The organism is Fusibacter ferrireducens (assembly GCF_015352425.1).
GTDB classification, from domain to species: domain Bacteria; phylum Bacillota; class Clostridia; order Peptostreptococcales; family Acidaminobacteraceae; genus Fusibacter_A; species Fusibacter_A ferrireducens.
Genome location: NZ_JADKNH010000006.1, coordinates 314,247 through 335,871, shown reverse-complemented (window position 1 = coordinate 335,871; position 21,625 = coordinate 314,247). Strand labels below are relative to the sequence as shown.

The 21,625-nt window shown below is 37.9% G+C and carries 15 protein-coding genes, 18 tRNA genes and 1 rRNA gene; 31 read left to right on the top strand and 3 right to left on the bottom strand.

The genetic code is table 11. The features are described from left to right. Positions 1-315 precede the first annotated feature (315 nt). The 19 genes from rrf to ISU02_RS11905 all read left to right on the top strand — a co-directional run bounded on the left by rrf (position 316) and on the right by ISU02_RS11905 (position 2,282). Positions 316-432: ribosomal RNA gene (gene rrf / locus ISU02_RS11995) — 5S ribosomal RNA — on the top strand. A 5-nt stretch (positions 433-437) separates the two neighbouring features. Next, positions 438-512, top strand: a tRNA-Asn gene (locus ISU02_RS11990). A gap of 4 nt (positions 513-516) precedes the next feature. Beyond that, positions 517-605 (top strand) — tRNA-Leu (locus ISU02_RS11985). An 82-nt stretch (positions 606-687) separates the two neighbouring features. Then, a tRNA-Met gene (locus tag ISU02_RS11980) sits at positions 688-764 on the top strand. 20 nt (positions 765-784) lie between these two features. Further along, positions 785-859 (top strand) — tRNA-Glu (locus tag ISU02_RS11975). A 34-nt stretch (positions 860-893) separates the two neighbouring features. Then, a tRNA-Asp gene (locus ISU02_RS11970) sits at positions 894-970 on the top strand. An 89-nt stretch (positions 971-1,059) separates the two neighbouring features. Continuing rightward, a tRNA-Thr gene (locus ISU02_RS11965) sits at positions 1,060-1,135 on the top strand. A gap of 7 nt (positions 1,136-1,142) precedes the next feature. After that, positions 1,143-1,227, top strand: a tRNA-Tyr gene (locus ISU02_RS11960). A gap of 5 nt (positions 1,228-1,232) precedes the next feature. Continuing rightward, a tRNA-Gly gene (locus ISU02_RS11955) sits at positions 1,233-1,306 on the top strand. A gap of 60 nt (positions 1,307-1,366) precedes the next feature. Next, a tRNA-Val gene (locus ISU02_RS11950) sits at positions 1,367-1,442 on the top strand. Between the two features lie 6 nt (positions 1,443-1,448). Then, a tRNA-Gln gene (locus tag ISU02_RS11945) sits at positions 1,449-1,523 on the top strand. Between the two features lie 9 nt (positions 1,524-1,532). Further along, positions 1,533-1,608, top strand: a tRNA-Lys gene (locus tag ISU02_RS11940). 5 nt (positions 1,609-1,613) lie between these two features. Beyond that, a tRNA-Ser gene (locus tag ISU02_RS11935) sits at positions 1,614-1,702 on the top strand. A gap of 8 nt (positions 1,703-1,710) precedes the next feature. Further along, a tRNA-Ser gene (locus ISU02_RS11930) sits at positions 1,711-1,802 on the top strand. A 12-nt stretch (positions 1,803-1,814) separates the two neighbouring features. Then, a tRNA-Ile gene (locus tag ISU02_RS11925) sits at positions 1,815-1,891 on the top strand. A 23-nt stretch (positions 1,892-1,914) separates the two neighbouring features. After that, a tRNA-Trp gene (locus tag ISU02_RS11920) sits at positions 1,915-1,990 on the top strand. 30 nt (positions 1,991-2,020) lie between these two features. Continuing rightward, positions 2,021-2,097, top strand: a tRNA-Pro gene (locus ISU02_RS11915). Positions 2,098-2,122: 25 nt separating this feature from the next. Beyond that, positions 2,123-2,199 (top strand) — tRNA-Ile (locus ISU02_RS11910). 7 nt (positions 2,200-2,206) lie between these two features. Continuing rightward, a tRNA-Phe gene (locus tag ISU02_RS11905) sits at positions 2,207-2,282 on the top strand. A 324-nt stretch (positions 2,283-2,606) separates the two neighbouring features. Here the strand turns inward: ISU02_RS11905 and ISU02_RS11900 are convergent. Continuing rightward, complete coding sequence (locus tag ISU02_RS11900) at positions 2,607-3,584, bottom strand: ribonuclease H-like domain-containing protein (RefSeq protein WP_194702063.1); 978 nt, start codon at positions 3,582-3,584, stop codon at positions 2,607-2,609. 183 nt (positions 3,585-3,767) lie between these two features. Between ISU02_RS11900 and ISU02_RS11895 the strand changes: the two genes are divergently transcribed. Further along, positions 3,768-4,826: an HD-GYP domain-containing protein gene (locus tag ISU02_RS11895; RefSeq protein WP_194702062.1), complete on the top strand. Its 1,059-nt coding sequence runs from the start codon at positions 3,768-3,770 to the stop codon at positions 4,824-4,826. Between the two features lie 256 nt (positions 4,827-5,082). Here ISU02_RS11895 and ISU02_RS11890 read toward each other — a convergent pair whose 3' ends face one another. Next, on the bottom strand, positions 5,083-6,072 hold the full coding sequence (locus ISU02_RS11890) for an asparaginase (protein ID WP_194702061.1): 990 nt from the start codon (positions 6,070-6,072) through the stop codon (positions 5,083-5,085). 190 nt (positions 6,073-6,262) lie between these two features. Between ISU02_RS11890 and ISU02_RS11885 the strand changes: the two genes are divergently transcribed. Both ISU02_RS11885 and thiI read left to right on the top strand, forming a co-directional pair. Continuing rightward, on the top strand, positions 6,263-7,426 hold the full coding sequence (locus ISU02_RS11885) for a cysteine desulfurase family protein (RefSeq protein ID WP_207736278.1): 1,164 nt from the start codon (positions 6,263-6,265) through the stop codon (positions 7,424-7,426). A 78-nt stretch (positions 7,427-7,504) separates the two neighbouring features. Further along, on the top strand, positions 7,505-8,689 hold the full coding sequence (gene thiI / locus ISU02_RS11880) for a tRNA uracil 4-sulfurtransferase ThiI (protein ID WP_194702060.1): 1,185 nt from the start codon (positions 7,505-7,507) through the stop codon (positions 8,687-8,689). A gap of 145 nt (positions 8,690-8,834) precedes the next feature. Here the strand turns inward: thiI and ISU02_RS11875 are convergent, their stop codons facing one another. Beyond that, positions 8,835-12,260 carry a transglycosylase domain-containing protein gene (locus ISU02_RS11875; RefSeq protein WP_194702059.1) on the bottom strand — a complete coding sequence of 1,142 codons (3,426 nt, stop codon included), beginning with the start codon at positions 12,258-12,260 and terminating at the stop codon, positions 8,835-8,837. Positions 12,261-12,425: 165 nt separating this feature from the next. Here ISU02_RS11875 and hflX point away from each other — a divergent pair, with 165 nt between their 5' ends. The 9 genes from hflX (at position 12,426) to ISU02_RS11830 (ending at position 21,281) form a co-directional block, all read left to right on the top strand. Further along, positions 12,426-13,706 (top strand): GTPase HflX, encoded by a 1,281-nt coding sequence (gene hflX, locus ISU02_RS11870; RefSeq protein ID WP_194702058.1) that lies wholly within the window; start codon positions 12,426-12,428, stop codon positions 13,704-13,706. Positions 13,707-13,711: 5 nt separating this feature from the next. After that, entirely contained in the window at positions 13,712-14,356 is a 645-nt protein-coding gene (locus tag ISU02_RS11865; protein WP_194702057.1) for a YigZ family protein, read from the top strand. A gap of 43 nt (positions 14,357-14,399) precedes the next feature. After that, positions 14,400-14,789: a CoA-binding protein gene (locus ISU02_RS11860; RefSeq protein ID WP_194702056.1), complete on the top strand. Its 390-nt coding sequence runs from the start codon at positions 14,400-14,402 to the stop codon at positions 14,787-14,789. Positions 14,790-15,029: 240 nt separating this feature from the next. Further along, on the top strand, positions 15,030-15,827 hold the full coding sequence (locus tag ISU02_RS11855; protein WP_194702055.1) for a DeoR/GlpR family DNA-binding transcription regulator: 798 nt from the start codon (positions 15,030-15,032) through the stop codon (positions 15,825-15,827). Between the two features lie 196 nt (positions 15,828-16,023). Continuing rightward, positions 16,024-16,893 carry a carbohydrate ABC transporter permease gene (locus ISU02_RS11850; protein WP_194702054.1) on the top strand — a complete coding sequence of 290 codons (870 nt, stop codon included), beginning with the start codon at positions 16,024-16,026 and terminating at the stop codon, positions 16,891-16,893. A gap of 9 nt (positions 16,894-16,902) precedes the next feature. Next, on the top strand, positions 16,903-17,733 hold the full coding sequence (locus ISU02_RS11845) for a carbohydrate ABC transporter permease (protein ID WP_194702053.1): 831 nt from the start codon (positions 16,903-16,905) through the stop codon (positions 17,731-17,733). 12 nt (positions 17,734-17,745) lie between these two features. Next, the gene (locus tag ISU02_RS11840) at positions 17,746-19,143 is read left to right on the top strand and encodes an extracellular solute-binding protein (RefSeq protein WP_194702052.1); all 1,398 of its coding nucleotides are present in this window, start codon (positions 17,746-17,748) and stop codon (positions 19,141-19,143) included. A 10-nt stretch (positions 19,144-19,153) separates the two neighbouring features. Continuing rightward, positions 19,154-20,605 (top strand): CehA/McbA family metallohydrolase, encoded by a 1,452-nt coding sequence (locus ISU02_RS11835; RefSeq protein ID WP_194702051.1) that lies wholly within the window; start codon positions 19,154-19,156, stop codon positions 20,603-20,605. After that, a complete protein-coding gene (locus ISU02_RS11830) occupies positions 20,583-21,281 on the top strand; it encodes an HAD family hydrolase (RefSeq protein ID WP_194702050.1) in 699 nt (232 codons plus the stop codon). The genes ISU02_RS11835 and ISU02_RS11830 overlap by 23 nt, the downstream gene beginning before the upstream one ends. Positions 21,282-21,625: the final 344 nt, after the last annotated feature.

Genomic DNA, 21,625 nt, shown 5'->3' with positions numbered 1-21,625 from the left:
AACACAGAAGGTGGCAGGCTTTTACGAAGTAAACGCCGAGAACCCTAGTGTCCACGTGCAAACACAGTATAAGGTTTAAGACCACGCAACAAAACGGTTGATCTGATATATGCAATTTTGAGTGTGTAAGTCTGCAATCTATCTTTGATAGATGCAACTCGTGTGAATTCTCACTTGCGAGAATTCTAGCTGACACTGTTTTTATGCACTAAATGTAAAAAGCGTGTTGGCACACATAACAACTCAAAAAAATATCTGTTGACATAAACAATAAAATATGATAATATTATTCTTGCTTATGTAACAAAATGTGAATCCAGTGATGAAGGCGGAGGGGCTACACCTGTTCCCATACCGAACACAGAAGTAAAGTCCTCCAGCGTCGATGGTACTTGGCGGGCAGCTGCCTGGGAGAGTAGAACGTTGCTGGTTTATGTTCCAAGGTAGCTCAATGGTGGAGCACTCGGCTGTTAACCGATAGGCTGAGGGTTCGAATCCCTCCCTTGGAGCCATTTAGCCGAAGTGGCGGAACTGGCAGACGCACAGGACTTAAAATCCTGCGATCCTTACCGATCGTACCGGTTCGATTCCGGTCTTCGGCACCAAACTTCATTCATATGAAGTTATGTAGATGGTTGTTGTATAATCAGTTGTTTGAATTGTCAACAATAACACAAAGTAGTACATGGCGGCGTAGCTTAGTTGGCTAGAGCGTTCGGTTCATACCCGAAAGGTCGGTGGTTCGAGTCCACTCGCCGCTACCATTTTTATTGAACTAGATCATGGCCCCTTGGTCAAGCGGTCAAGACACCGCCCTTTCACGGCGGTAACAGGGGTTCGATTCCCCTAGGGGTCACCATTAGTTTTGTTCACAACTATAAAGTGAATATTGCGGCCTAGTAGTTCAGTTGGTTAGAACGCCAGCCTGTCACGCTGGAGGTCGACGGTTCGAGTCCGTTCTAGGTCGCCACTAAACAATTTAACTTAAGTTTTAATAAACAAGATCAAGTAAGTTGTTTATATTGCACCAGCAGGTGTATTGATGTAAAGTAATTAGATGCCGGTGTAGCTCAATTGGTAGAGCAACTGACTTGTAATCAGTAGGTCGCGGGTTCGAGTCCCATCACCGGCTCCACATTTCCGGAGGGGTTCCCGAGTGGCCAAAGGGGACGGACTGTAAATCCGTTATCAGCGATTTCGAAGGTTCGAATCCTTCTCCCTCCACCATACTTGCGGGTGTAGCTCAATGGTAGAGCCCCAGCCTTCCAAGCTGGTTGTGAGAGTTCGATTCTCTTCACCCGCTCCAGAAACATTTTAGTGATTGAATCACAAGGCGCAGGTCATTACCTGCAAAACGATAACCCATGGGAGTTTAGCTCAGCTGGGAGAGCATCTGCCTTACAAGCAGAGGGTCATAGGTTCGAGCCCTATAACTCCCACCATTACTTTGGGGATTCGCCAAGCGGTAAGGCACCGGACTTTGACTCCGTTATGCACAGGTTCAAATCCTGTATCCCCAGCCAACTTAATATGGTCCATTAGCTCAGTCGGTAGAGCATCTGACTTTTAATCAGGGTGTCCCGCGTTCGAGTCGCGGATGGATCACCAAATATGGAGAGGTACCGAAGCGGTCATAACGGGGCGGTCTTGAAAACCGTTAGGGTGAAAGCCCACGTGGGTTCGAATCCCACCCTCTCCGCCAAATTTAATGGAGAAGTACTCAAGTGGCTGAAGAGGCTCCCCTGCTAAGGGAGTAGGTCTTGATAAGGGGCGCGAGGGTTCAAATCCCTCCTTCTCCGCCATTAAATTTAAAGGGGCCTTTAGCTCAGCTGGTTAGAGCGCCCGGCTCATAACCGGACGGTCCGGGGTTCGAGTCCCTGAAGGCCCACCATATTTTATAAGTATAAACATCTTAGGGGTGTAGCTCAGTTGGTAGAGCAGCGGTCTCCAAAACCGCGTGTCGTAGGTTCGAACCCTGTCACCCCTGCCAAGTTTCATTAAAACTAAATATAAAAAATATCGGGGTGTAGCGCAGTTTGGTAGCGCATTTGGTTTGGGACCAAAGGGCCGCGGGTTCAAATCCTGCCACCCCGACCATTGTAGACTTTAGTCTAAAAATTGTGGGCGTATAGCTCAGCTGGTTAGAGCGCACGCCTGATAAGCGTGAGGTCGGTGGTTCGAGTCCACTTATGCCCACCACAATTTTGCCCGGATAGCTCAGTCGGTAGAGCAGGGGACTGAAAATCCCCGTGTCGGTGGTTCGATTCCGCCTCCGGGCACCAAGCAGTTTAAAATTTGAACTTAAGAGTTCTTTTTTTATTTTTTGGAATTGATAACAATTTGAGATTGGTAACGGTACGGAATAATTGAATATCAATATGGACTCTTGATTTAAAATAGAAATAAGTATAACACAAGCGCTTTTTTACAGATCACTATCTAGGATAGACTGTAATAAAAGCGCTTTTCTTAAAATAACGGTTCTATGTCAATAGTTGGGGTGGAGATTCAATAAATCCCTTATTCTTGCTTGTTTCTGAGGTTTCATTCGGTAAAATCATCGGCGAAAATGGATTAGAGGTATCGAGAGATGATCTAAATGCTGCTTATACATACATATGATGAATTTGTTTTATAACATCGACAATATGCTCCCAATAAAGATGGTTGTCGACCGCAATTAAGTAAGCTTCTTTGCTGGTTTGATTTAATGAAGAGAAATCAAGATTAAAAACAGAATGCGTATTCACAACAGTAAGAGTAGTATTGGAATCATTTGCTTTTAGTTGCTTTATTTCAAATGAAATTGCCGTATATTCGATTTTTTGATCAAAGGTTGAACCCAAAGATTCATAGTAACATTCTATACGTGGCGTTTTATAAGGGTGACCCAGTAAAATTCTACAAATGTCGTTTTTAAGCTCGCAGGAAAGTAAAAAATATGGCTTGCCTGCAAGATCACACTCCATATAAAGAGCATCAAATTTGATTTTTTGATAGATGTGGAGCAAAGGCACCATATTAATAATATCATCATAATTATGAAGCAATATAATTTCTTCGAGTTTAGGATTTTTGCTTTCGATATAACTGTGATAAAGCACCACGCTATCTTTACCACTAATGGTATCAGATCTTTCAATGCCAACAAATTTTTCGAGTGACTTTAATGTATATTTCTCAAAAGGAAAATGCGCTTTGTTTTTCCTTACGACTCTCAACAAATCAATATTGAATTTTTTATTGAGCATACGATTTAATTTTAGTGCCTTTAATCTTGCATTCATAAAAGGAAAATCAAAAGAATCGCCATTAAAGCTTATAAAATATTGGATTTTATGTGCTTCAAGTAATGTAAATAAATGTGTCAAAATATCGCGTTCTGATTGATAATCGTCATTGAACAATTGAATTACGATGCCTTCTTCAGCTTGAGTAGAAAAAATAACCATGCCAATTAAGACAATTTTATTTTTATGACTCAAGCCATCTGTTTCGATGTCAATAAAAGCGACGTTTTTATTGCTAAAAAGTGTCGTGACATAACTATAATCTTTTTCAAATTTTTTTTCTATTATTTTCATTGTGTCCTCCGAAAATAGTTCTTGTATACTATTATAGCATATTCTCAAGTTTAACTGACTATGGTTCTCGAGAACTATTTGTCACATATTTGTATTCATTTTGTTGAAAGAAGACTGAAAATTATGGCACTCAATAATAATATGTGATAAGATTATGTTGAGATCATTGAGTGGGGGGCTATTATGAGAGAAATTGCAATAGAAGAACTAACTCTAGGGATGTGTTTATCAAAAGATATCTATAATGATCTTGGTAATATTATTTTGTCACAAGGGACTGAAATCGCTGAAAAGCATTTAGACTATTTCAGAAAGCATGGTATTTTTTTTGTTTACATTGATGAAATTGATGAGGCCATCTCCCGAGAAAGTCATAGAATTACAATGGGTAACAAGCTTCAAGAATTAAATGATGCTTATGGTAATGTATTGTCACAATTTAAGGCACTCTATTTTGAAATTCAAAATAGGCATTTTGATTTTGATGCAAGTGTTGTTAAAGAGGACTTAATAGCGTTAACAGATACCTTAATTTCTGATAATGATATTTTAGGAAGTTTGAGGATAATTACAATTAATGAAAATTATCATTTTACGCATGCCGTTAATGTAGCAATGCTTAGCGCAATGATTTGTAAATGGTTAACACTTGATAAGGAAATGATCTATATGGCTGCTCTCTCAGGCCTTTTTCACGATATTGGGAAGACACAAGTCTCTCAAGAATTGTTGTTTAAATCAGAACGATTGAGAGAAGAAGAATTTGAGCAACTGAAAATGCACTCTCGATTTGGGTATGAAAGCTTAAAGAATAATCCAACGATTCCAAAAGAGGTTTTAGCGGCGATACTATTTCATCATGAAAGAAGTGATGGGAGCGGATATCCAAGTGGATTAAGAGAAGAACAGACACCTTATTTAGCGAGGATTGTTGCAGTTGCCGATGTTTTTGATGCAATTACATCCGATAAAATCTATAAAAAGAGTGTTTCTTCGTTTAAGGCGTTTACAATTATAAAAGATGAGAGCTTTAGAGGGCTGGACCCTAAGATTGCAGAAGTTTTTTTAAGCAATATAGCGGCGTACTTTGTAAATAATCGTGTCAGATTATCTGATGGAAGAGAGGGAGAAGTCGTTTATATCAATAAATATGCATTGAATAGACCATTGATTAAAGTGTCTAATGCATTTGTTGATTTATCCATGGATTATTCCATAGAGATAGAAGAAGTAATTTCATAAACAATAATATTGGATTAGAAACAGACCGTGAAAATTAATGTTGTGGCGTGATACCTTGTAGCGTAATATAATGGTATTAAATAGTCCGATTTGAAATCAAACAGATATCGAAAGTTATTTTTGATATCTGTTTTAATATGGGCGAAAATTTAGATCAATCAGGCATCGTAAAGAAAAAATGACTCCCTATAGTTCAAAGGAGTCATTTTATACGATTTAATCAAATATTTTATGAAGAGCTGTCTTCGGTTAATATTTACTTATAGAATGTAGATTCAAAAATGGACTTAATTTCATTTAAATCTTTTGTCTTTCCAAGCGCAAGCATTAACTTAATGCGTGCTTTTTGACCATTTAAATTTCCACCGAAAATAGCACCTAAATCTCTTAAGTTTTTACCGCCACCGAGATATCCATAAGAATCCAAAACACGTCCAGAGGGGCATCTAGAGACGATTACAACGGGTATATTTTTGGAGATTGCCAGTTCTATACCTGAAATCATTTCAGGTGGTACATTGCCTCGTCCCATGGCTTCAATAACAAATCCTTTTGCACCGTGATCAATGGCAAATTTCATATAGTTAGAGTCAGAGCCGACGCATGTTTTAATGAGCTCAATTGACGTTTCAATTTGATCGGTTTCAATGTGCTCGTGTTTCATGATGTTTCTGTAAAAAAGGACTTCATCATTGTCAACAATTCCAAGTGGTCCAAATTCTAATGATTTAAACGTATCAAGCGATAATGTATGTGTTTTTGTTACTTCTCTGGCTGAATTTACTTCGTTGTTGAGTACAATGAGAACACCTTTATTGATAGAGTCGTTAGAAACTGCAGTACAAATAGCAGATGATAAATTGCTAGCGCCATCATAGCCCAATTCAGAATTATTGCGCATAGCGGCAACCATAACAATTGGTTTTGTCGGGTTGATGTTTAGATCTAAGTAGTAAGCAGTTTCTTCAAGAGAATCAGTACCATGTGTAATGACGATCCCATCAATATCGCTTCTTTTAATAAGGTCTTTGACAATTTTTGAAAGTTCACGAATGAGCGTGGGTGACATGTGTGGACTTGGATAACTGCCAAAGTCAATAACTTCAATATCTGCAACTTTATCAATATTTGTAACCATAGACATAATTTCTTCATTGGAGAGGGCAGGAACGGCTGCAGCTAGCCTCTCGTCAACTTTCATTGAAATCGTGCCTCCTGTGAATACCACAGCAACTTTTTTTCTCATGAATGCCTCCAAAAATAAATTACTTAATTTGAATTCAAAATTATTATATAATATTATAGAAGTTTATAAAAGCAATAAGAAAAAGTATACACTTCTATTTGTTTTAAAAAAATAGAATATTTAATGAAATGCTTTACTTTTTGTGATTCATAATATAAAATTCTATATTGTCTGTAAGGGAGTGAATATTATGATTTATTTAGATCACAGTGCAACTACACCAGTAGATGAAGCTCAAAAAGAGTTGATTTTAAAATTGATGTATACCGATTTTGGAAATCCTTCATCACTTCATAGATTGGGTGTTAACAGTGAGAAGTATATTAAGAAAAGCCGTACTCAAATTTCGAAGGCACTCAATGTAAATGAGAAAGAGATCCTATTTACAAGTGGTGGCACTGAAGCAAATAATTTTGCAATTCAAGGTGCTGTCCCTAAAAGCAAGAAGGGACGGATCATCACATCAGTTTTTGAGCACCCATCTGTTTTAAATTGTGTTGAAGAGATGTCTAAAAAAGGATTTGATGCCTATTATGTAAAAGTCAATACAGAGGGCATTCTAGACCTAGATGAGTTTAAAAGCGCCCTAAATCCAGAGACTGTACTCGTCACTATGATGCATGTCAATAATGAGATTGGTACGATTCAGCCGATCGAGGAAATTGGGGAGATTATTCACAATTACAATCGGGCTAACAACACTAAAATTGTCTATCATGTGGATGCTGTACAAAGTTTTGGAAAAATAAGATTGGATGTCAAGAAATCATATATAGATTTAATGTCCTTTAGTGCTCATAAGATTAACGGCCTTAAGGGCAGTGGCGGCCTCTATGTGCGCGAGGGCATATCCTTGATCCCCTTGGTTTACGGAGGTGGACAAGAAAAGGGTCTGCGCCCTGGAACGGAGAATATTTATGGCATTGCCTCAATTGGTGCAGCAACAGAGGGCGCATTTAAAGATTTGGAAAAGCATTTAGAACATGTTAAAATTTTAAAATCCAAAATGATTGAATATTTACAAGAAAACTGTGATGATTTTGAAGTTAACGGCTCTATTGGAGATAGAGTAAGCCCCTATATTCTCAATGTCTCTTTTAGAGGGATCAAAGGTGAAGTATTACTTCATACTCTTGAAATGAACTCGATTTATGTTTCCACGGGCTCGGCATGCTCTTCTAAAAAGAAAAGCTATTCTCACGTTTTAAAAGCAATGTTTCATGAAGATGAGCGATTGGATGGGGCCATTAGAATCAGTTTTTCTAAACAGAATACTGTAGAAGAGATTCTCAAAGCCTCTGAAATCATTTGTAAGGAAGTAAAAGCGCTGAGAAGCATTATTAAAAGACGTTAAAAGAATAAAGTGTTGAAAAGAATGGCGAAACAAATGTCATGATTTATGGAAATAGGGTTTCAACAGAGAGGAAATAAAATGCGAGAAATTATTCTAATAAGATACGGTGAAATTGGACTTAAGGGAATGAATAGACGTTATTTTGAAAAGAAGTTTATTCAAAACATCAAATGGGCTATAAAGCATATTGCTGATGCCTATGTTTTAGACCGTCATGGCAGAGCATATGTAGAGTATGAAGCTAAAGATCATGATGAAGTTATTGATGCGGTTACTAAGATTTTTGGTGTTGTTTCCATAAGTATAGCGCACAAAATTGATAATGACTTCGAGCTCATGAAAAGAGAAGGTCTGGCTGAAGTTAAGAGGCAAATGACTTTAACAGGCGCCACTACTTTTAAAGTGGAAACCAAACGTGCCAATAAAGGATTCCCGATGAAATCGCCGGATATATGTCAGAAAGTTGGTGGCTATATTCTATCAAATGTTGAGGGTTTAAAAGTGGATGTCAATAATCCTCAGATTACTTTAACGCTCGAAATCCGAGAAAATACCTATATATATTGTGAACGCATACCGGGTCCTGGTGGCATGCCCTATGGCACTGCAGGTAAAGGCATGTTGTTATTATCAGGAGGCATAGACAGCCCAGTGGCAGGCTATTTAATGGGGAAAAGGGGCGTTGAGTTAGAAGCTGTTCATTTTCACTCATATCCTTTTACCAGTGATCGTGCGCTTGAAAAGGTAATTGATTTGGGGAAAAAATTGACAAAGTATACCCGAAATTTAAAAATACACAGTATCAATATATTGGAGATTCAAAAAGCTATTAACGAGAAGTGTCCCTCAGAAGAAATGACCATATTATCCAGACGCTTTATGATGAAAATTGCGGAGCAATTAGCATTGACATATGGCTGTGGTTGCCTTATTACTGGGGAAAATATAGGACAAGTTGCGAGCCAGACTATGGAAGGGCTGACAGTGACTAATAACGCTGTGGATATGCCTATTTTAAGACCACTAATTGCCTATGATAAGGTGGACATCATCAAGATTGCCAAACAACTGGATACTTTTGATATTTCGATTTTACCTTATGAAGATTGCTGTACTGTATTTTTACCAGATCGAGTTGTGACGAAACCCAAAGTGGATAAGATCATCTACTCTGAAAATCTTTTAAATGGAGAAGCACTCATCGCTCAGGCAATTGATCAAAGAGAAACTTATATTATTTCCAGAGGTGAACTTCGAGAATAGCATTTAAGCGCATATAATTTTATGTTATAAGAAGCTGATCCTATACGTGAGAATAAAATATCCAAGTACAAATAAAAACGACCTCATTCAAGAATTATCAAACTTGAATAAGGTCGTTCTTTACGTTATGAAAATTAAGTTGAGTCTAATTATTTGTATTTAAATTGTCTTCGCTAACATTGCTATTATCGTCAACACCTTGAATTGCGTCTTTTATACTAGGCGTTGTGTTCATACGATCGAGATCTTCTGCTGTAAAAGAAGGAATAAACTTAATCATATATGCTGGAATTGTGGAGCCATCAGGGAACAAAATTGAGTTGTCAGTCAAAATTTTGGTATCAATAGGCAACAATACTTTTTGACCATCATTGAGCTCAATAAAGAACGGCCTTTGAACCACTGTACTGCCATCGGCAAATTTGATTGTAGGTGTGACGCCTTCATAATTACTATAATCAAAAGTATCTATGATTGTACTGTTGTGAATATCACACTCCTCTGTGGGCAGTTCATAAATCCAGTCTCCTAAAATAATTGGGTTGCCCCTATTATCTAGGTTTTCTTCAGGAACATATGGTATAGGTCGTTTGACAAATACTCTATTTTCCACAAGGGTAGTAGGACAATTAGGGGTTGCAAGTTTTCCACTTTCTAGGCAAATAGAGCCTGCAACGTGCACGTCATCCTCTTCTGTCGGCTCAGTTCCTTTGATGAAAATTTCGCTGATAACCGTATTTCTAGGGTCCATATAAGATAAATCCGTAGGGAGTTTCCCAGACATGGTATCGACCTTACTTGTGACAATATCGCTTGGCCGTTCAAACTTTTTAGGTTCCAAATCAGCATGAATTTCGCTCATGACTGTTTTCCAGAATAGAGCGGAAATGCCTGACCCTTGATCAAGTGGCATGTTAACGTCATTGCCAAACCACACACCTGCAACGTAATAAGGTGTAAAGCCAATGAACCATGCATCCATTTTATTGGATGTCGTACCTGTCTTACCTGCCACAGGAATGGTACTGTTATTGGGTGAAATTCTTGCAGAAGATGCAATTCCAGATGTTACAGTGGATTCCATCATATTTTGAACAATATAAGCTACGTTTTCATCCACAACCACGTCTTTAGTTTGATTATTTTCAAGTATGGTTTCACCTTTGTTGTTTTCTACAGAGGTATAAGTGATCAGTTCTGTTAAAACACCTTTGTTGGCAATTGCACCATAAGCATTTGTCATTTCAAGAGGAGAAACCCCTTGAGTCATTCCCCCCATAGAAACAGAAGAGAGGTTCATGTCACTTGTGCCGCCTTCAGTAACCAATGAAGTAATACCAAACTTTTGCAAATATGAAATACAAGTTTCCACACCGAGGTCGTTTGCAATGAAAGTCGCCACTGTGTTAATTGAATATTGCATACTCTTTCTCAGCGTTACAAGGCCCCAGTGTTTAGGATAAGTGCTCGAATGTTCATACCAGTTATAAGGCCATCTGATTGAGGGATTGTCATTTAAATAAAGTGGACGATCATCAATCGGAGTTGCCACAGTATATTTAAGAGAATCAATAGCAGGTGTATAAATAGACAGTGGTTTTATCGAAGAGCCGGGCTGTCTTGGATTTATAGCACGGTTGTATATCTTTTGACCAGAAATATTACGGCCGCCGACGATGGCCTTAAGTTGGCCTGTATGATAGTCAATGATCACCATGGCAGATTGTGGCTGAATGATGCCTGTATCACTTACATAATAATTTTTCTTATCAATGAGCAATGTTTGGTTGCCATCAATTTTGAAAAAGTCAGGTTCCTTTGATAAAAAGGCTTTATCTACAACGACATTTTTATCAGCATCGAAGGATTTATACTCATTTGGAATGGACACATCTCGGCCTTCATAGGTATAGAGCCCTTCAATATTTTTCTTGCCACTACTTTTGCCACTTGCTTCTTCGTTGTAGGTGAATGTGTTTTTCACAACAACTTGAATACTTGTAAGCTGATCATCTTTTGAATGCGCGTAGAAACTCAAACGTTTGTTTCTAAGCAAGACAAGGTTGCCTTGATCATCAAATTTATAATCGCTAGATGGAATCATCAACTGTTTTTCGGCATTGATAAAATTGCTTTGCTTGTAAAGAATTGTATTTTTAGTCTCTTCAGAAATGATATTTCCTTCTTTATTAAAAGTAACTGTTACTTTCGGAAAGTTTTCATTGTTTTGTAAAAAGCCCTGTCCGTAAAGCGCTTTTTTTAGCAAGATAACTTCTTCGCCATCAGAGCCTTTTTTGTAGAGATTCTGAGTAAATACAGAGGTATCCATGCCGGTGACTTCACCAATTTTAGCAATGGTGCCTTGTCCAGCGATGCCGTCAGCAGAGAGATTATACTTACTTTGAAACGCTTTGACAGCAGCATAAGTGGATTCACCAAAATAAGAGGTAAAATTATCTGCATCGTAATTGCTTTCAAGAATCTTTTGCATATCAAAATCAATGGTGGAATGGATCACTAGCCCCTTTGTATAAAGCAAGTTTGAAGCTTCATCATAGGTATAACCATAGGCGGCAATTAAATCTTTAATCACCTCGTCTTTGACCATATCTGAAAAATAGGAAGATATTTCAGTTGAGGTTGATTTAGTTGGATGGAGCTTTGTTCTCAAATCTGTATTCTTTGCAACTTGATACTCTTCTTCAGAGATATAACCATTGATCTTCATCAGAGAAAGAATAAGTTTGTAACGGTCTTCGCATCCCGGATTATAGATAATGGTATACAATGGATCAGAATCGTCTATGACATAGTCGCCAGGTTTAACCTTATCTCTATTCTTTTTAATCATGGGTTGATATCTTTCAGGTTCTTTTGGAACACCGGCAAGCATAGCGGCTTCCACAAGATCTAAATCTTTTGCGCTCTTTGAGAAATAGGTTTGCGCAGCCGCTTCAACACCATATGATCCAGACCCCAAATAAATGAGATTGAGATAACCCTCAATGATCTGTTCCTTCTTTAGATATTTTTCAATTTCAATCGCATAATAGGCTTCTTTAATTTTACGCTCAAGATTACGCTCATTTGTCAAATAGATATTTCTAGCGAGCTGTTGCGTAATTGTACTTGTACCACCGAGGCGCTTACCCGTCAATATGGTATCTTTTACAGCCCCGAACAGACGCACAATATTAAAGCCATTGTGTTCCCAGAATGTTTTATCTTCCACAGCGACAAAAGCATTAATAAGATTTTTGCTTATATCATTATATCGGACAACTGTACGAAGGCCATTTTTGTTTTGTATCTGTTCCAAAACACGGCCTTCACCATCTACAATTATGGAATTTTCAGTAAGTGCTTTTTCAATTAAAGTTGGATCAATTGCCTTGATATCTTTCAGCACGTTTTTCACATAGAAATAAACAACTCCCGATCCAAGTAAACCACCAACGATCATAAGAATTAGAAATACTTTGAGTATATTTAAAAACGTACCACTTGATTTTTTCTTTTTTCTTTTCTGACTTGCATTCTTTTTAGGAGAAGCCGTTTTATTACTTTCCATTTAAAGACCTCCAATGCTCTAAAATGACACATTTCCTCACGGAAATTCTCAATGTATTATAACATATTTAAATCAGGGTGTTAAATTAATTAACTCTTAAATAATCTTTTTGTAATATTATTGTTTTATAGTATAATTACCTTATGAAAAGTAGGTGATATATTTATGGAAGAAAATCAGATATTAACGCAACGTGCTGTTTTAGTAGGGCTTTACCAGGGCCTAAAAGATGAATTTGACATTAGAGAGTCTATGAACGAGCTTGCGGAACTTACACTTGCTGCGGGTGCAGAAGTGGCAGATATTATCATTCAGAATAAGGCATCCATTGAAGCGGCCACTTTTATAGGTGCTGGTAAAGTAGAAGAAGTCAAGATGGCCATTCAGGATACAGAATCCAATATCGTCATCTTTAATGATGAGTTATCGGGTGCTCAAATTAGGAATTTAGAGAATTTACTTGAAACCACTGTTATTGATCGAACGGCACTTATTCTGGATATATTTGCAGTTAGGGCACAGACTAAAATTGCGAAGCTTCAAGTTGAGCTTGCGCAATTGCGTTATAGAGCCTCACGACTCACTGGACTTGGCGCTTCGCTTTCTCGTACTGGGGGTGGAATTGGCACAAGAGGCCCAGGAGAGCAAAAACTAGAGATAGACCGTAGAAGAATCAATGAGCGCATTGATGAAATTAGAAAACAGATTAAAGAATCTGAAAAGAATAGAACCGTCCAAAGAAAGTTGAGAAAGAAAATGGAGGTGCCTGTGGTGGCCTTAGTAGGCTATACAAATGCAGGTAAATCTTCAATCTTAAATTATTTTATCAATCATTCCATTGAAGGTGAGCCGGATAAGCAAGTGTTTGAAAAGGATATGCTCTTTGCAACGCTAGACACATTTGCAAGGCGAATTGTACTAGAAGATAAAAAAGAGTTTATTCTAACAGATACAGTTGGCTTTGTTTCTAAACTGCCTCATAGCATCATTGACGCCTTTAAAGCGACCCTTGAAGAAGCTTTAGGGGCGGATATACTCTTGCATGTTGTGGATGCATCAAATGATTCCTATAAAATGCAAATGGAAGTCACAAAACAAGTTCTAAATGAACTCCACGCTGGGGATAAAGAGATGATCACGGTATTTAATAAAATGGATTTGGTACCTGATAAAGTCATTGGCGATTTGGAAGAGTCAGTTCATATTTCTGCTAAAACAGGCGAAAATATAGCTTTACTTGTTGAAAAAATTAAAACGCATCTTTTTAGCCATATGAAAAAGGTCATTTTTGTGATTCCATATACAGATGGCAAAGCGGCTTCATATATTTGTGAGACTTATAAAGTTGATAAAATCGATCACTTGGAGATGGGAACTTATATAGAGACAGAAGTTTCAGAAGCTGATTACAACAAATACAAACATTATTTAAAAATCGAGGAGTAGGGTAAATGAAACCATACAAGACGATTTTGGGTGAAAGTGAAATCGAAATCAGCATTCAAAAATCAAAATTTATTGGCTATGCAATGCCAATAGAATCAGAAGAAGAAGCAGTTCTTTTCATTGAACGCATTAAAAAGAAACATTACACTGCGACTCATAATGTGCCCGTTTATTTGCTTGGCGATGATATGAGCACTCAGAGATATTCTGATGACGGTGAACCCTCTGGCACTGCAGGCGTTCCTGTTTTAGAAATGTTGAAAAGGGAAGGTATTACAAACTTGTGCATCGTAATTACGCGCTATTTTGGAGGCATAAAACTTGGAACGGGAGGCCTCGTTAGAGCCTATACGGAAGCCGCGCAGAAAGCGATTGAGCAAGCAAAAATTGTGAATAAGGCAGTCTATAGAAAAGTAGAGTTAACCTTAGCATATCCAATGCATGGCAAAATTCAAAATGCGTTAATGCTTATGGACAATGTTGTATTAGAAGACACGCAATTCAGTGACCATGTAGTCATATTACTTTACGTTATTGAAGGAGAACAAGAGCAGTTATCTGAAAGATTAATTGATTTGACCTCTAGCAACGTCGAAATTAAAATTTTGGAGCCTTGCTATTTAACACTTTATAATGGGGAAATCGTATGACTGCATTGACAACAGTGAAATCAAATATAAAGGAGAAAATATTATGGATGAACAAATTAAGCAAATGCTAGATAAGAAAGTATGGGCAGTTGTTGGAGCTACAGATAATGCTTCGAAATATGGCAATAAGATCTACAAAAAATTAAAGCGTTTTGGTTATGAAGTCTATGCAGTTAATCCCAATTATAAAGAGGTAGACGGAGATGTTTGCTATGCGTCTTTAAGCGATTTACCTAAGAAAGTGGATTGTGTAGATGTGGTAGTAGCACCTAAATTCGCTCAAAAATCACTTGAAGAAGTGATTGAACTTGGGATTGAAAACATATGGTTTCAACCGGATACTTTCACTGTGGAAATGATAGATCAGTCAGAAGCAGCAGGGATCAATACGGTTTATTTGAATTGTGTTTTGGTAGAGCTTGATCGATTATAGAGCCTACTTTAAATAGGTCATATTAGCGATTGTTTAAAGCGATCTTAAAATTATGGATGAACTTTATAAACTAGAGCGCAACATAACTCTGCGGGTTTAGAGCTTATTACGTAGATACCATAAGATGCAATGAAAAAGCAAAAAGAAAATATGAAAAAAATTGAATAAATTTCATTTGTATTTAACAAAGAAATGATAATCTACTCTAGGAGAAAGATATCATGAGATTGGAGATTACAAGTGGCAAGCAAGGTGGATAAGAGAAGAAGAGAACTTTTAAGGCTCGTGGATAAAGAGGGGCAGATTTTTTTAAATGATATGGCAGACTTATTCGACGTGAGTAAAGAAACCATTCGGCAAGATTTCGATTATTTGAATCTAAATTATGATTTGACAAGGGTACACGGAGGGCTGAAGAAGGAACAGGAAATAGCCTACCATGAACAATATCACTATCAGTATAAACAACATTTGAGAATTGACGAAAAGAAAAAGTTGTGCCGCAAAGCTGTGGCATTTTTAAAAGATGGTGATATGATCTATGTAGATGGCGGCTCAACGGTTTCATACCTTCTGAACTATCTGGACAATCGAAGAGGTATCACTTTGGTGACGCCCTCAATTGCCCTGTTGATGAAATACGTGGTTGAAGGCTATGAAAAACACTTTAAGGCATCCGAGAGTGCTTTCATTTTCATCGGAGGAGATGTCAATCAGTCCCTCATGACGACATATGGGCCAATCTTTGATCATTCAATTGAACAGATGCATTTTGATAAAATGATATTCTCCTGTGATGCGATTGATCTTAAAGGGGGAGTCACTAATACGGATGATGTGACTTTTGCAATTATGCAAAGTGTAAAAAAGAGAGCGCGCTTTAAAATGCTTTTATCCGATCAGTCCAAATTTGGATTTATAGCTCATTTCAGAGCATTTGAGCTTGAAGAATTAGACTATTTGATTACAACTAAATTATTTGATGATAAATGGCAATCCGCATTGGAAAAAAGAGGCGTCAATTTTTATGTTGTATAATACAATAAAGCTCTATCCTTAAATGATGCTTTAGGCCATTCCTAGAGCATTTTCTTTTAGAAGTGCATTGAAAACCAAGAAAACACAAAATTTTATTTTAAAAAGCCAAGAAAAGAGCAGATTTAACAGGCTCTTAACTTGGCTTTTTCTTTTTCTTTACGGTGGACTGTTAGTCTAGGCTCGAAAGGAGTTTTAGATGAAACCAAACCCTAGAGCACAATTTGTGTATACGATTTTTTTTATGATCCCTTTGTTTTTATTTTGGATCATACCGCTGATTATGGCATTCGGGATCAGCTTCACAGACTGGGATTATATATCACCTGCATTTGATTTTGTAGGATTAGACAATTATCGTTATATTTTTAATGATTCCGATTTTTTTAGGGCCTTATGGAATACATTTGTTTTTGCAATAGGTTCTATTCTGCCAACAATGATGATTGGCCTCAGTCTTGCGTTGCTTCTATACAAGAACTTTAAAGGCTGTAGAGTTTATCAATTGGTAGTTTTTTCACCTTGGATTACCCCCACCGTGGCAGTGTCGTTGGTGTGGTCATGGATTTTCGAACCCGAAAAAGGCCTGTTAAACTATTTTTTAGGGTTATTCTCTATAGCGCCACTTGAATGGTTAAAGAGCTCAGACACGGCAATGTTAGCTGTGGTCATATTTACAGTTTGGAAATCTGTTGGATGGACGATGCTCTTCTATCTCGGTGCTCTGGAAAGAGTTCCAGAAAGCACTTATGAAGCGGCAACGCTAGATGGCTGTAGCACATTTAATAAGTTTTTACACATTACATTGCCATTGATTTCGCCGACAACATTCTTTTTGGGGATTATCAACTTAATTGCCTCTATACAGGTGTACGATCAAATACAGATTATGACACAAGGCGGACCAGGTGGTAGTACAACCACGCTTTTATATTTGTATTATCAAAAGGCTTTTCAAAATTACAACATGGGAGAAGCCAATGCCGTTGCAATGGTTATTTTATTGATTATTGTGGTGTTGTCTCTTATCAGCACATGGTTTTCTAAGAAACATGTCCATTATGACTAGGAGGAAAGGATGAGCGTAAATTTATTAAAAGGCATTAGGCACGTGTTTCTGATGTTTGTATCCCTAATTTTTGCCTTCCCTTTTATTTGGATGATCTTTGGAATATTTAAGACCAATAACGAAATTTGGCAAGAGCCCTATAAAATTTTGCCTAACCAGTTTAACTTTGGCGAAATGCTTGCAAATCTTGAAACACTTCATTTTGAAAACTATGCTTTCAACAGTATTTTCGTAGGGATTGTGGGAAGTGCGTTGATGATTTGGATAGCACTTATGTTCAGTTATGCCATCGTTTTTATGAACAGTAAAGGGATGAAAATACTTTTTTGGATTGTTCTCGGCACTTATATGTTGCCCAGTGCTGTTACCTATGTACCGGCATTTGTGATCCTTGCAAAGATGAAACTCGTGGATACTTTAACTGGATTGATTTTTTCAAATCTCGCAAGTGTCTTTGCGGTTTTCTGGCTCAGACAGTCATTGCTCAAGACAGATCGAAGCTATGTGGAGGCAGCGAGGATAGATGGCGCAAGTCATATGGAAATCATACGGCATGTGATTTTTCCTTTAAATAAATCAGCAATTTATACGGTCTTTGTTTTAACTTTTGTACAGCAATACAATAGCTACATGTGGCCAAGTATTATGCTCAAGAGTCAAGACAAATACCTCATTTCACAAGGGTTGAGGCAATTTTTTATACAAGATGGCGCCTATGGCATGAACTGGTCACAAATCATGCTGGCAAGCACAATGGCGATTTTGCCCATTATAGTGATTTTCATATTGACTCAAAAGTGGTTTTTAACAGGGATTAAAGAGGACAGCGGTACAAAATAGGAGGAAAAAGAGATGAAACGATTATTGACAATTACACTTACCTTGACATTATTGTTAAGTGGATGTGGCACAAATGCAGTGATGGAGAAAAAATCAGAAGGACAATCAGAAGAACAAGCTGTGAAGACACCAGTTGAAGCATCGACAAGTTCAGAAACGGATACTACAAAAGAACCTGTATCTATTGAATTTTGGCATGCGCTTGGTGGTTCACTTGGAGATGGATTGAACGAGATCATTGCGGATTACAATGCTTCTCAAACGCAATATGTGATTAAACCAGTAGTGGTTGGAAGTTATTCAGAAATTGATGAAAAGCTTCAAGCAGCATATGCGGCCGATCAGGTACCGGCACTAGTGGCAGGTGGATCTTACAATTTATTTGCTTCAAAGGGATTGGTATCTCCTTTTGAAGATTATATGCCGAGCTCATATGACAAGAAAGATATTGTGGGCGGTTTTTTAAAGGCCGCAACAATGGATGGAAAATTAATGGTAGCACCAGCATATGGCACGTCACAAGTCCTTTATGTAAACAAAGCGGTTTTAAAAGAAGCGGGTAAAACTGTGGCAGATCTCAAATCTTGGCAATCAATAGCAGATATGCGTGCCGACATCATAGGCAAAGATACAAACAAGGATAAGATTAGCTATGTATGGGAACCTATGTGGGGTACAGGCAACATTGCAGACATGGCAAGATCCAATGGCGCTCATTTTTTATCAGAAGATGGTAAGACCGTTTTGATTAATTCCGCTGAATGGGTGAATGTTTTAGAGCAAGTTCGCGTTTGGCTTCACGATGATAAAATTATGAAAATTCACTCTGGTGGACAAGGCTGGGAATACTGGTATAAAACTATGGACGACTGGGTTTACGGAAAGTCTTTAGGATATACGGGTTCACCAGGGGATTACGTGATTGCTTTGGAAGCCGTTAAAAAGGCGAATACAGAAGGTTATAAAAATGAATTTGCTGTGGTGCATCAACCGGGTTGGGGGTCCAATGATCCAGCACCTTATTTCAGCAGTTTAATGTACTTTATCCCAAACGATTCTAATCTGACAGAAGATCAGAAAAAAGGGGCAGCTGATTTTGTTACTTTTGCAACTTCAACAGACAATACCGCTAAGTTTGCCATTGCAACAGGTTATGCAGCGGTGAGAAAATCCGTGCTGGATTTGTCAAGTTATAAGGAATACCTAGCTTCAAACCCAGATGCTGATGCGGCACTCAAGCAAATTGATTTATATGCAGTGCCAGAATTCATTGATCCTACAGGTGGGAGTATAATCAACGCACTTAAAGAGGCCGTGGACAAAGTTGAAATTGAAAATATGTCTGCCAAAGAAGCGCTTGATGTTGCAGCTGAGAAAGCTCAAAAAGAGCTGGATAAAATAAATAAGTAGTGTGGAAGATATGATTAAATTTGAACAACCCATAAAAACATTATACACAACTCAATATGTTGACATTAAAGCGCCTGGTCGAAGCGTGACGATTCATTCTACTTTAGTGGGGAGCTGTCATCTCTATGTGCGGATTTATAACCCTTTAGGAGAGTTTATAGGAGAGATCGTTCACGGACATTATGCCTTTCCCACAGCAATTCAATTTGGGAAAGAAATGGCGACAATGAATGCGATGATGCATGAGCCCCTTGAGGGCGAATATAAATTCGAATTCATCGTACTTCAAGCACAAGAACCTGAGACAATGTGCGTCTGTACGGTGAGAATAGAGACAGATGTCATTCAAGCTGTATTGGATGAGTCGTTTTATATCGAAAAGGTATGGTTTGGTCCGTCAAGAGATTTAGACCCTGATAAAATTGTAAATCCTGAGTCCAGATATTATCGTGGGGACTTGCATGGGCACACAACATTTTCTGATGGCAAGATGACACCTCATGAGGCAATAAATGTACTTGAAAAATCAAAACTGGATTTTATGGCACTTACGGAACACAATCGAATGCCCTTTGGACATAGGCAAAGTCAAATGTTGATCATGCCATCTTTTGAATTGACGTTGCCAAACGGACATGTGAATATTTGGGGTGTTGATACAGCTGATGTGTTGTCACCATTGCTCGAAACACCTGAAAACATACTTCTCAAAGGGGTGAAAACATATAGGGAAACCGCCATTATATCGGTCAATCATCCCTTCATGAAACCGTGGGCATATGAGGAAAAAGAAAATTCGATTTTAGAGATGGATACTTTAGAGGTTATTTGTGATCCAACTTATGTGGACGCACCTAAGGCGAATCGACAAGCAGTCGCATTTCTAGATTGGATATGGGAAGAGGGTTATACTCTATTTGGTGTAGGCGGTAGCGATGCACACAATTATACGTGGGAGTATTATGAAAATGCATCGACTCCAAGTATTTATGGCGATCCATCAACTTATGTATTCTGCGATGGCTTATCCATCCAAAATTTAAAAGACGGACTGAGGAATGGACGTTGCTATGTATCTAGGTGGGTGTCACTTGATTTGAATATTATGACAGGACTGATAAATCCGGGAGATGGTTATAAGGGCACCCTAGATCAGTATGAGGTATCTTTAAAGTGGCATGGAGATGTGGATGCTCCAGAAAAATTTGAAGGACGCTTTATCTACAATGGCAGATGTATTCAAAAGGGCATATTAACTCGAGAGCATGCTACGATGAGTTTAGAGCAACCCGTTTCTCTAGAGCTGGCAAACAGTTGGATTAGATTTGGTATTTATGATATGAATGGCGACGTCGTCGCCTACGTCAATCCAGTGTATTCCACAGAAAGAAATAAAAGGTCCGGTTCATTAGGGACTTTAATGGAGGCATTTTCTGAAGATGATAAAGGGCATACTATTTGATAAAGATGGCACACTGATTGAATTTGAAAAAACATGGCATGGTATTTTAAAGATTGTATTTGAGCGATTGAAAGAATTGGGATATGCTTCTGATTTGGGCGCATTTAAAAAACACGCAGGTTATAGAGCTGAAGGATTTGAAAAAGAAAGTGCGATTCAATACCTTGCGACTACAGAGATTGCCACCATTTGGTCTCAACTCTCTAATAAGGAAGAGTCAATAGCTTTTTTAGAAATTATGGAGGTGTTTGAGCAAGTGACGTTGGATGATCATGTGGATGTGGAGTTGCTAACGGGGACTGTTGAGACTTTGAAATATCTTTCAGAAAAAGTGTATCTTCTTGGCATTGCCACTTCAGATACGTTAAGTTCTTGTTTAAAGAGTTTAGAAAAAGTGAGCATTTTAAATTATTTTGATTTTATCGGTGCGGACGATGGCATTATGACGCCTAAACCTCATATTGAGATAGGAGAGGTTTTTTGTGGACAGTTTGGTTTAAAACCAGAGGAAGTCCTTGTTGTGGGCGACAGTATCACAGATTATGAGTTTTCAAGATCATTTGGAGGTCATTTTGTGGGCATAAGATCTACGCATAGTAAACTTGAATCAAGCGTGCCTGCTGATGTGAAATTATGTGATCACATCAGCGAGATTATCGAAATCTTTAAGCTTTAGAATTTGATTCTAAAATAAGCATAAACTGAATACAGAGAGGTGTTAGACATACATGGGATAAGGGGAATGCTGAGAAAATGGCGTTCCCTTTATTGAGATTATAATTTTTCGTAGACAGTGACTTATGAGACTATTCTTTGACACTTGATCAGAATGAGTGCAGTAAACAAAATTTTATGAGATGAATCATTTGAACAGCCAGAGTCTTATTAATGATATAATCGGGACAGAAACGTCTGTATGAGGACTTCGCAAGTAATTTTTCACACCAATTATAGCTTTAAAAATCAGTAAAGATATGCTATGATTAAGGATAGCTAATAAAGAGATTAGGAGAGATTACT

Bases quoted from the DNA above. Each gene is read 5' to 3' on its own strand.
- ISU02_RS11900 (WP_194702063.1), bottom strand. From the start codon at position 3,584: ATGAAAATAATAGAAAAAAAATTTGAAAAAGATTATAGTTATGTCACG.
- ISU02_RS11895 (WP_194702062.1), top strand. From the start codon at position 3,768: ATGAGAGAAATTGCAATAGAAGAACTAACTCTAGGGATGTGTTTATCA.
- ISU02_RS11890 (WP_194702061.1), bottom strand. From the start codon at position 6,072: ATGAGAAAAAAAGTTGCTGTGGTATTCACAGGAGGCACGATTTCAATG.
- ISU02_RS11885 (WP_207736278.1), top strand. From the start codon at position 6,263: ATGATTTATTTAGATCACAGTGCAACTACACCAGTAGATGAAGCTCAA.
- thiI (WP_194702060.1), top strand. From the start codon at position 7,505: ATGCGAGAAATTATTCTAATAAGATACGGTGAAATTGGACTTAAGGGA.
- ISU02_RS11875 (WP_194702059.1), bottom strand. From the start codon at position 12,260: ATGGAAAGTAATAAAACGGCTTCTCCTAAAAAGAATGCAAGTCAGAAA.
- hflX (WP_194702058.1), top strand. From the start codon at position 12,426: ATGGAAGAAAATCAGATATTAACGCAACGTGCTGTTTTAGTAGGGCTT.
- ISU02_RS11865 (WP_194702057.1), top strand. From the start codon at position 13,712: ATGAAACCATACAAGACGATTTTGGGTGAAAGTGAAATCGAAATCAGC.
- ISU02_RS11860 (WP_194702056.1), top strand. From the start codon at position 14,400: ATGGATGAACAAATTAAGCAAATGCTAGATAAGAAAGTATGGGCAGTT.
- ISU02_RS11850 (WP_194702054.1), top strand. From the start codon at position 16,024: ATGAAACCAAACCCTAGAGCACAATTTGTGTATACGATTTTTTTTATG.
- ISU02_RS11845 (WP_194702053.1), top strand. From the start codon at position 16,903: ATGAGCGTAAATTTATTAAAAGGCATTAGGCACGTGTTTCTGATGTTT.
- ISU02_RS11840 (WP_194702052.1), top strand. From the start codon at position 17,746: ATGAAACGATTATTGACAATTACACTTACCTTGACATTATTGTTAAGT.
- ISU02_RS11835 (WP_194702051.1), top strand. From the start codon at position 19,154: ATGATTAAATTTGAACAACCCATAAAAACATTATACACAACTCAATAT.
- ISU02_RS11830 (WP_194702050.1), top strand. From the start codon at position 20,583: ATGATAAAGGGCATACTATTTGATAAAGATGGCACACTGATTGAATTT.